The 7,573-nt window shown below is 68.9% G+C and carries 9 protein-coding genes; 4 read left to right on the top strand and 5 right to left on the bottom strand.

Translation table 11 applies throughout. From position 1 onward, the window contains the following. The 3 genes from ACRX5S_RS30195 to ACRX5S_RS30185 form a co-directional block, all read right to left on the bottom strand. Positions 1 to 445 (bottom strand): STAS domain-containing protein (locus ACRX5S_RS30195; protein ID WP_436776330.1); only part of this gene is annotated, 445 nt, incomplete at its 3' end. A 52-nt stretch (positions 446 to 497) separates the two neighbouring features. Continuing rightward, a complete protein-coding gene (locus ACRX5S_RS30190; protein WP_436776329.1) occupies positions 498 to 662 on the bottom strand; it encodes a hypothetical protein in 165 nt (54 codons plus the stop codon). Between the two features lie 328 nt (positions 663 to 990). Next, a complete protein-coding gene (locus ACRX5S_RS30185) occupies positions 991 to 1,797 on the bottom strand; it encodes a hypothetical protein (RefSeq protein ID WP_436776328.1) in 807 nt (268 codons plus the stop codon). Positions 1,798 to 2,095: 298 nt separating this feature from the next. Here ACRX5S_RS30185 and ACRX5S_RS30180 point away from each other — a divergent pair, with 298 nt between their 5' ends. Both ACRX5S_RS30180 and ACRX5S_RS30175 read left to right on the top strand, forming a co-directional pair. Next, complete coding sequence (locus ACRX5S_RS30180; RefSeq protein ID WP_436776327.1) at positions 2,096 to 2,635, top strand: hypothetical protein; 540 nt, start codon at positions 2,096 to 2,098, stop codon at positions 2,633 to 2,635. A gap of 376 nt (positions 2,636 to 3,011) precedes the next feature. Then, a complete protein-coding gene (locus tag ACRX5S_RS30175; RefSeq protein ID WP_436776326.1) occupies positions 3,012 to 3,431 on the top strand; it encodes a prepilin peptidase in 420 nt (139 codons plus the stop codon). Positions 3,432 to 4,193: 762 nt separating this feature from the next. On the opposite strand, the gene ACRX5S_RS30170 is transcribed toward ACRX5S_RS30175, so the two are convergent. Beyond that, complete coding sequence (locus tag ACRX5S_RS30170) at positions 4,194 to 4,589, bottom strand: ATP-binding protein (protein ID WP_436776325.1); 396 nt, start codon at positions 4,587 to 4,589, stop codon at positions 4,194 to 4,196. Between the two features lie 178 nt (positions 4,590 to 4,767). On the opposite strand from ACRX5S_RS30170, the gene ACRX5S_RS30165 reads away from it, so the two are divergent. Together ACRX5S_RS30165 and ACRX5S_RS30160 are read left to right on the top strand one after the other, a co-directional pair. Then, positions 4,768 to 5,628 carry a helix-turn-helix domain-containing protein gene (locus tag ACRX5S_RS30165; protein WP_436776324.1) on the top strand — a complete coding sequence of 287 codons (861 nt, stop codon included), beginning with the start codon at positions 4,768 to 4,770 and terminating at the stop codon, positions 5,626 to 5,628. Between the two features lie 19 nt (positions 5,629 to 5,647). After that, positions 5,648 to 6,058 (top strand): DUF397 domain-containing protein, encoded by a 411-nt coding sequence (locus ACRX5S_RS30160; protein WP_436776323.1) that lies wholly within the window; start codon positions 5,648 to 5,650, stop codon positions 6,056 to 6,058. 87 nt (positions 6,059 to 6,145) lie between these two features. Here the strand turns inward: ACRX5S_RS30160 and ACRX5S_RS30155 are convergent, their stop codons facing one another. Further along, entirely contained in the window at positions 6,146 to 7,297 is a 1,152-nt protein-coding gene (locus tag ACRX5S_RS30155; protein WP_436776322.1) for a hypothetical protein, read from the bottom strand. Positions 7,298 to 7,573 lie beyond the last annotated feature (276 nt).

Genomic DNA, 7,573 nt, shown 5'->3' with positions numbered 1-7,573 from the left:
CCCTTCGCCCCCCCCCCCGGGCGCCCGCCCGGGCGCGCGAGGCCGCGCTGATGGGGCCCGGCCCCGAGCCGTTCACGATCGGGGGCCGACGGCGCCCGACGCGGATCAGGTCGACGGCTTCCGCGACCGTTCCGGTGACGGTGAAGGCGCGGGTGGTGTCGGTCAGGTCCAACAGGCGTACGACGAACGGGGACAGCGCCGCGAGGACGAGGGAACCGCCCGCCCGCAGGTGGTCGTGGCGCGCGGTGAGAAGGGCGTGCAGCAGCGACGAATCGGCGAAGTCGACCGCAGCCAAATCCACGACCGTGGCGGCGGCATCCTGGGGCGGGAGCGCGAGATGCCCGGCCAGGGCCTCGGTCTCGTCCGTGTCGAACTCCCCGACGACCCGGACGATGCGCACTTCTTGCCGATCGTCGAGCACGGTGGTGGTCACATCGATCTGCATCGGCGCAATTCTCACAGGCACCCGCTCACGGTGCGGAACCAAGTCGCCCGGCTCACCGCGGGGGCGCGTGCGAGGGACGCGCCGAGGGGCACTCGTCCGAGGCCTGCCACTCCTCGGCGCCCGTGTGGTCCTCGCCGAGTGCGGAACCCCCGAACAGGGACGCGGTGCCGGTGATCTCCAGCACGCGCCGCAGGATCGACCTGGCGGCATTCTCCAAGAACCTGTCCGCCGCACCCGTGTCCGGCGGTTCGCCGTCCGGGATGAACGTACGCCTGCCCGGAGGACTCGGGCACGCGTAACACGCCCGCAGGCGCAAGCCACCTAACCGTTCCCCACGACGGTCCACGTGGCGACGTCCGCTCGCGCGGCGGGGCCCGGAACACCTTTCCGTCGTTCCGGGCCCCGCCGCGCCGCGAGCCCGTCAAAGGTGCACCGCGCCGCGCGGTGCCCCGCCCCGGCGGTCTTGCCCTCCGGCGGAGACCGGCTCCGGTCGACGCTCACCGATCAGGCGGGGGCTCGCCACTCTCGGATCGTTCGGATACGGATCAGGAGTGCGCGGCACGCATCTTCTCGGCCTGCGCGTCCAGCAACTGCCTATCGGGCATCTCCGCTTCGCCGGTCTCCGTGTTCAGGTTGACGAAGATCGCCAGCATGTCGCCCACCTGGATGATGGCGTAGTCGGTCGGGATCGACTGGCTCCCCGCCGAGGTGACGAGCGCGATGCCGAGGGTGGCGTCGGCCTTGCTGGTCAGGTCGACCTTCTCGGTCGTGAAGGTCACCTTGCTGCCGGCCTTGGACGCGGGGATCGAGGCGCAGGACGCCAGCGCGGCAGTCGCGTCGTCCACCAGCTTCTTCGCGCCGCCGTTCGCGTACGACGCGAGCAGGATCACCGAGACGTCGTTCTCGTCGTCGTCGATCAGAAACCGATTGCCGGTGTCGGCCGCGGCCTTGCCCGCGGTGACACCGCCGGACAACACGTCCAGGACCGGTTGGCAGGAGGCTTCGTCCGCCTGCGCCTCTTGGTCGTTGGCGGAGAAGGGGGCCACCTTGACGTTCGCGGGCACGTCCGCCTGACCGAGGATGACCTTCTTCAACTGCGCTTCGGTGAGGGGCGTTCCCGACGCGGTGCCGCCGGTCGCCGACGGCTTGCCGCTTCCGCCCGCCGGCGACGTGGCGTCGGGCGACGCCGGTGCGTCGGTGCCGGTGGGCGACGCCGCCGAAGTCTTCGTGGCGGAGGGGCTGCCGTCGGCCTTCTTGTCGTCGTCACCGCCGCACGCCGAGGCGAGCATGAGCACGGACGTCACGACGGCGACCGGGACGACGGCGCGACGGAATCTGAGCGGCAGAGCCATGGGGACACCTCGAAGCGTGCGAACGCCGAACCGCCTGGATGGCCCGGCGCAACAGTGGGACGGCATGAGTATCCCGATAGCCCGCGTCCGGTCGCAGGGGGTCGCCTCTCCTCGACCCCGCACGGTCCTGCGGACCTGCGAAGACTCACCGTGGGTCGAGGCGGTTCGTAGGCGTGTGATGTCCTGGGACCGGTGAACGGCCGTCTCGGGCCGACCGATGATCGAGGGCGTGACTGGCATGAGCACCCACCCGGACGGAACGGCCTGGTCGGCGACGCTTTCGCCGTCCACGGACCGGGTGATCGCCGTGGTCGAGTTTCTCGCGTCCCGGCCCGCAGAGCCCGCCACCGTCGCCGACGTGGTCCGGTACGTCGGCCTGAGCCGCGCAACGTGCCACGCCGTCCTCGCCTCCCCGGTCGCCGCCGGGTGGGTCCGCCGGTATCCGGCGAGCAGGACCTTCACCGTGGGCCCCGCGCTCATCGCTTTCGGTCGTGCGGCGGAGTCGAGCGTACAGGCGGCACAGGTCGCCCATCCCGAACTCGCCGCACTCTCCGACGAGTTGGGCGTACCGGCGACGATCAGCCATCCCGTCGGGGACCGCCTGGTGATCGGAGCCCGCAGTGCCGGCTCCGACGAGGAGGAACAGGGGCGGGTCGGGCAGCGTTTTCCGTTCGCGCCGCCGTTCGCGGTCGGCCTGGTGGGCTGGGGTGCGCCGAGCGACGCGGAGCGTTGGATCAGCCGCGCCCCCAGGGTGGGGCCCGACGGCGCGGAGCACCAATCGCCACCACGACGACAAGCCGCTCAACGAGATCGTCACCCGATTGCGCGAAAAGCCTGAGGCCGAACGCCTCTGGCGTCACGAGCGGGCCCGCGCCGACCGCAGCATCACACTCGTCCGCCATCTCAGGCGCGAACGCCCAGCCCAAGACCTCGCCTGGACCCGCACCGAATGGGACGACGGCACGTTCCTACACACCGGACTACCCCACACCGGAACGTCGGACCTCCACCCACGGGCGTAGGCCGTGTCCCGAGAGTTCGCAAAGCACGCGAAGCAGCCGGCCCGACAAAGTCGACCCCGCGGAAATGCGGCGGCACTGGCCGCCGCCTGCACCGCAACAGCCTGGGCCGCTATCGCGGTTCTCGTCGAACGGCGCGGCACTGAACTCGATCACGCCGCCCCGCTCGTCCTTGCCGCCGCGTCCCCACGGCTGATGCACAGCGACCTCACCGAACAACGGCTCCGCAACCGGGACTTGACCGTCACCTACGCGGGGGCGCTGTGCGTGATCGCCGCCGCCGCGGTGACGCACGCAACTCCCGCCGCGCTCGTCCGCGCGGTCGCCGCGTCGCTGGCGCTGCTCACCGCAGGCGCGGCACTCACCATCGCCACCGGGCAGTTCGGCGGCGGGGACACCAAACTCGTCGCGGTCATCGGTCTCGCCCTCGGACCCGACACCTGGACAACGCCAGGGATTGCGGTCCTGTACGCCTTCGTCCTCGCCGCCGGCACGGTCGCGGTGCGTGCCGGGGCCGCCAAGGCCCGCCGCACTCCTCGACCGGCGACGATCCCCATGGGCCCCTTCCTCCTCGCGGGCGCCCTCACCGCCGCCCTGACAGCAAGACCCGCCTGACCGCCAGACACGGAACCCGTCACCGCGGCACCACCCACCCGTGGATCGTGCGCGGCCCGGTATCCACCCCATGCACCGCCAACCACAGCTCAACCCGCCGCCGACGCTGCGCCCGGCGCTGGTGCACACGCTGCTCATGCGCCTGGACGTACGGCCGTACCAACGCAGGCGGCGGGTCCTGTACCAGCGCCTGGAGTTCCGCAGTCGGCGGATCCGACGGGGCCGTACACGGCCAGGTGACCGCAGGCGAGTTCGGCGGCTGCCCCGCCCGGTGCCGACCGCGCGGCTGATGGCGGACGAGCATGGAGGTCAGACATGCGAGAAGGCGCACGAAGGTTCTGGTCACCTAACAGCTCCTATGTCGTGGGTGAGTTCGGCGGGGTCGGCGTGGGTGGGGACCTGCCCCGACACGGCCGGTCCCGCGCGCGGGAGGAGGTCGAGGCAAGCCGTCGGAAGAACCAGCAGCAATTCCTCGACCGGCCTCATCGCGAGATACACATGCAACGGCTGGTGTGCTTCAGACCGTCCGGTCCCAGACATTTCGCCCCGTTGAGCCGCAAACGTTCACCGAACCGAACCGGGCGCGGTCAGCACGAACTCCCTCTGCCGATAAGGCAGGTTCGTCGCACCCGTTGCGAAGCCGAGCCGCTGTACGCATGCCAGGCCTCGCTCAGCAGTTACTGGAGCTCGCGCGAACCGCCGAGCGCTTTCGCAGCTGCGCAAGCTGGTCTGTTCCGTCGCGAGTTGACGGCTTCGGGCTGTTTACGACAACGCTCCAGTGAGCGGGAAGCCCACCGCGATGCTCTTGCCGCGTTCCCAGAGCCCGAACGCGAACGCCGCCGACACGGCACGGGCAAGCAGTAGGCCGCGGCCGGATTCCGCGAGCGGATCGACGTCGTCCACCAGCGGGATCGTGCACGGCAGGCGGTCGCTGACCACGATCCACAACATCCCGGCCCGCTGCCCTGCGGCGACCGTGAAATCCCCGTGCTCGCCCGCGTATTCGACGGCGTTGGCCGCCAGTTCGCTGATCGCGGTGATTGGCCCGTCCCGATCTATGCCGAAGGTCGCGCACAGCCCGGCGACGTGAGCGCGGACCCTGCCGACTGACCGATCTTCCGGGCTGAACGTGACGGCGTACCAACCAAGTTCGTCCATGACGCACCCCTTCCGGCACGCGTCGCTGCATGTCACGACCACCGTACGCACGCGAAGCGCAATTGCGTAGCAATTCGATTGAGAGTCTTCAGAAATCTCTCCGAACTTGCTTCACGATGCTGGAAACCCACGATGATGGACCCGAGGTACACGCCAACTTGCTGAAGAGGAAGACGAAATGACGCTGGATCAGGGTCCGACGATGCGTCGCAGACAGCTCGGCATGGAGCTGCGACGCCTACGCGATGAGCAGGACCTCACCCTCGGCCAAGTCGCCAAGCACATCGGCCGCGTCGCCTCCACGGTCAGCCGGATCGAGACCGGCCAGGCCGCCCCGAGGATGATCCACGTGCGCAAAATGCTCGACCTGTACGGCGTCCCCGACGGAAACGAGCGAGACGCGTTGCTTGCACTCGCGAAGGAAGGCCAACGCCGCGGCTGGTGGTCCGAGTACGACGACTTCCTCGCCTCCGACTTCGAGCGCTACCTCGGTTACGAGGGAGGCGCAGCCGGCATGAGGGTGTACGAGAACCGCGTGGTCCCCGGCATGCTCCAGACCCAGGACTACGCCACCGCCGCTCTGCGCGCCGGGCGCACCTACGGTGATCCAGACGAAATCAGGCGCCGCGTGGAACTCCGCCTTCGACGTCAGCAGTTGCTCCGCAGAGACGACCCCCTGGCCCTGTGGATCGTCATCGACGAGTCGGTTCTGCGTCGTTGCTTCGGCGGTCCAGACGTGATGCGCGAACAACTGCGGCATATCCGCACGACGGGCGGCCTCGCGCACGTCACCGTGCAGGTCCTGCCGTTCCATGCCGGGGCCCACGCCGGGATCGACGGTCCCTTCACCATCATCGAGTTCCCCGACCCAACCGATCCCCAAGTCGTCTACCTGGAAGGCTCCGCCGGTAACCTCTACCTGGAGAAACCCCGCGACCTGCGCCGCCACAACAGCATCTTCAACCAGCTGCTGTCGGCGGCACTGACCCGTGAGGACTCCCAGACTTTCATCGACGAAATCGCACAGGAGTACGCATAATCCCCACGAGGAGGCGCTGATGCCCGGCCGCTTCACCCACTGGCGTGTAAGCGCCCGCACCGACGGCGCGAACACGTGCGTCGAAGTCGCCACCGACGACACGTTCGTAGCCGTGCAGAACTCCACACTGCGCCACCCATCCGGGCCGATGCTGATCGTGCCCGTCCCCGAGTGGGAAGCGTTCCTCCGCGAACTCATCCACGGAGCAGTCGACTACAGCACGTTCACGACAGGAATGGCCGGGCCGTTTAGGCTCAAACGTGATCGCAGCGAAACCATAACGATGACTGACGCACGCGCACCTGCTGTGGCGGTGCGCTTTACCCAAGCCGAATGGGACGTCTTCGTGCACGGGGCCCGTATCGACGGCGAGTTCACTGTGGACTGGCTGCGTAGTCACCCCGATACCGTCAACACAACGAGGTCATAGGCGGAGTGCCGCCCAGATACAGCCGGATGCCGCTTCGCAGTGTTCATCGCGGTTAACGCGTCCGCATCGGGCCGGTGTCGTGCGTACTCAGCCGGCGAACTCGTCCCAGTTGAGGTCCAGGCCGACGAACGGACGCAGGGCACGGCGATGCGTCGCACCGGCCGTCACGAAACACTCGTCGTCGGTGACGTGCGTGACGATCACGACCAAGCCCGGGGCCACGTGGATCGCGCTGCGGCCGGCGTCGTAGTCCAGCGACTGGACCGGGGCGCGGGCAAGGCCGGCCGTCACCTCGCCGATCACCGAGGCTGGAGCATAAGGGCGGCTGCTGACGGCCCGGTAGATGGCCGTGGTCGCCGCCTGCATCAGGACGTGTCGGAGCAGGAAGCCGCTCAACCGCTCGGGCTCGCGCCGAGTGAACTTCTTGATGCCGTCCCAGGTCCACCACACCGCCGGGTCGTCCTCGGCCAGATCGCACGCCCAACTCCAGTCGCCTTCGCATCCCCAGCCGAACTCCAGCCGGCCGGTCGCAGGTTTCACCCGCAGCTCGTCCGGAGTCAGGATGGTCTCGTACGCGCCGAGCACGTGCTGGTGGCGGCCGTCAGCCAACCGGTACAACTCGGCCAGCGCCCGCGGCAACGGGCCGTCGACAGCCGCGGGGCCGATCACGCACTCCGCGAGTCCGAAGGTCGACCAGTGCCACCCGGTGACGAAGTCCCGCATCGCGGCCACCCGGTCCTGCCTCGCGGCATCGAGCCAGTCCACGCCAGGTAGCGGCGCGTTGTCGTCGATCGGCCGAACCACGTCCAGCAGGGCGCGGTCGGCGGCGGGTACCAACTCCATTATCTGCTCGACCAGTTCCCCGGCCATGGTGGCCGTCGACAGTCCTTCGTCGCTGGCGGTGCCCATGTACAGCAGCCCGGTCGCGACGCGGACGAACACATGGACGGGTAGCCGCCAATCGACGAAGTCACCGCTCTCATGGCACCGGTAGTGCGCAACCATGCGACGGACGAGGGCCTCGGGGAGCGGGCCTACCACCGCAACCTCACCGGCCGACCGCACACCACTCACCGGGAGGTCGTCGGCCGCTGCCACGATCATCGCCGTCGCGGCATCCCCGAGGACGAACACCGTGCCGTCCGCAGCATTGAACCGGCTGCCGCCCTCCAACACCGCGGCAACATCACGGTCGTCAGCCAAAACGCTTTGCGCGGGAACCAGCCCCTCGATGCTCACCCACCCATCCTCCCGAACCCGACACACGAAGACCCCGCCGGGGCACGACCCCTACTGCACCCCGCCGCTCAGCCTCTCGCTTGCACGCAGCGTGCCGCCCGTGGGCTTCGCGGAACGGTTGCGCACAGGTGCGAGACATCCCATACCAGTTCGGTCGTGGGCCGCATGGACCTCGTGTACTGGATCCCGTCCCCGTGCTTCAGAAGCCGTTGTCTTATCGAATGTGATCGCTGAGTTTCCGCTGGTCAGGCATGAAGTCCGGTGCTGTGCGGGAGG

This window comes from Yinghuangia sp. YIM S09857, from assembly GCF_051388915.1.
Lineage (GTDB): Bacteria > Actinomycetota > Actinomycetes > Streptomycetales > Streptomycetaceae > Yinghuangia.
This window is presented reverse-complemented; position numbering and strand designations above follow the sequence as displayed.

Bases quoted from the DNA above. Each gene is read 5' to 3' on its own strand.
- ACRX5S_RS30185 (WP_436776328.1), bottom strand. From the start codon at position 1,797: ATGGCTCTGCCGCTCAGATTCCGTCGCGCCGTCGTCCCGGTCGCCGTC.
- ACRX5S_RS30175 (WP_436776326.1), top strand. From the start codon at position 3,012: ATGCACAGCGACCTCACCGAACAACGGCTCCGCAACCGGGACTTGACC.
- ACRX5S_RS30170 (WP_436776325.1), bottom strand. From the start codon at position 4,589: ATGGACGAACTTGGTTGGTACGCCGTCACGTTCAGCCCGGAAGATCGG.
- ACRX5S_RS30165 (WP_436776324.1), top strand. From the start codon at position 4,768: ATGACGCTGGATCAGGGTCCGACGATGCGTCGCAGACAGCTCGGCATG.
- ACRX5S_RS30160 (WP_436776323.1), top strand. From the start codon at position 5,648: ATGCCCGGCCGCTTCACCCACTGGCGTGTAAGCGCCCGCACCGACGGC.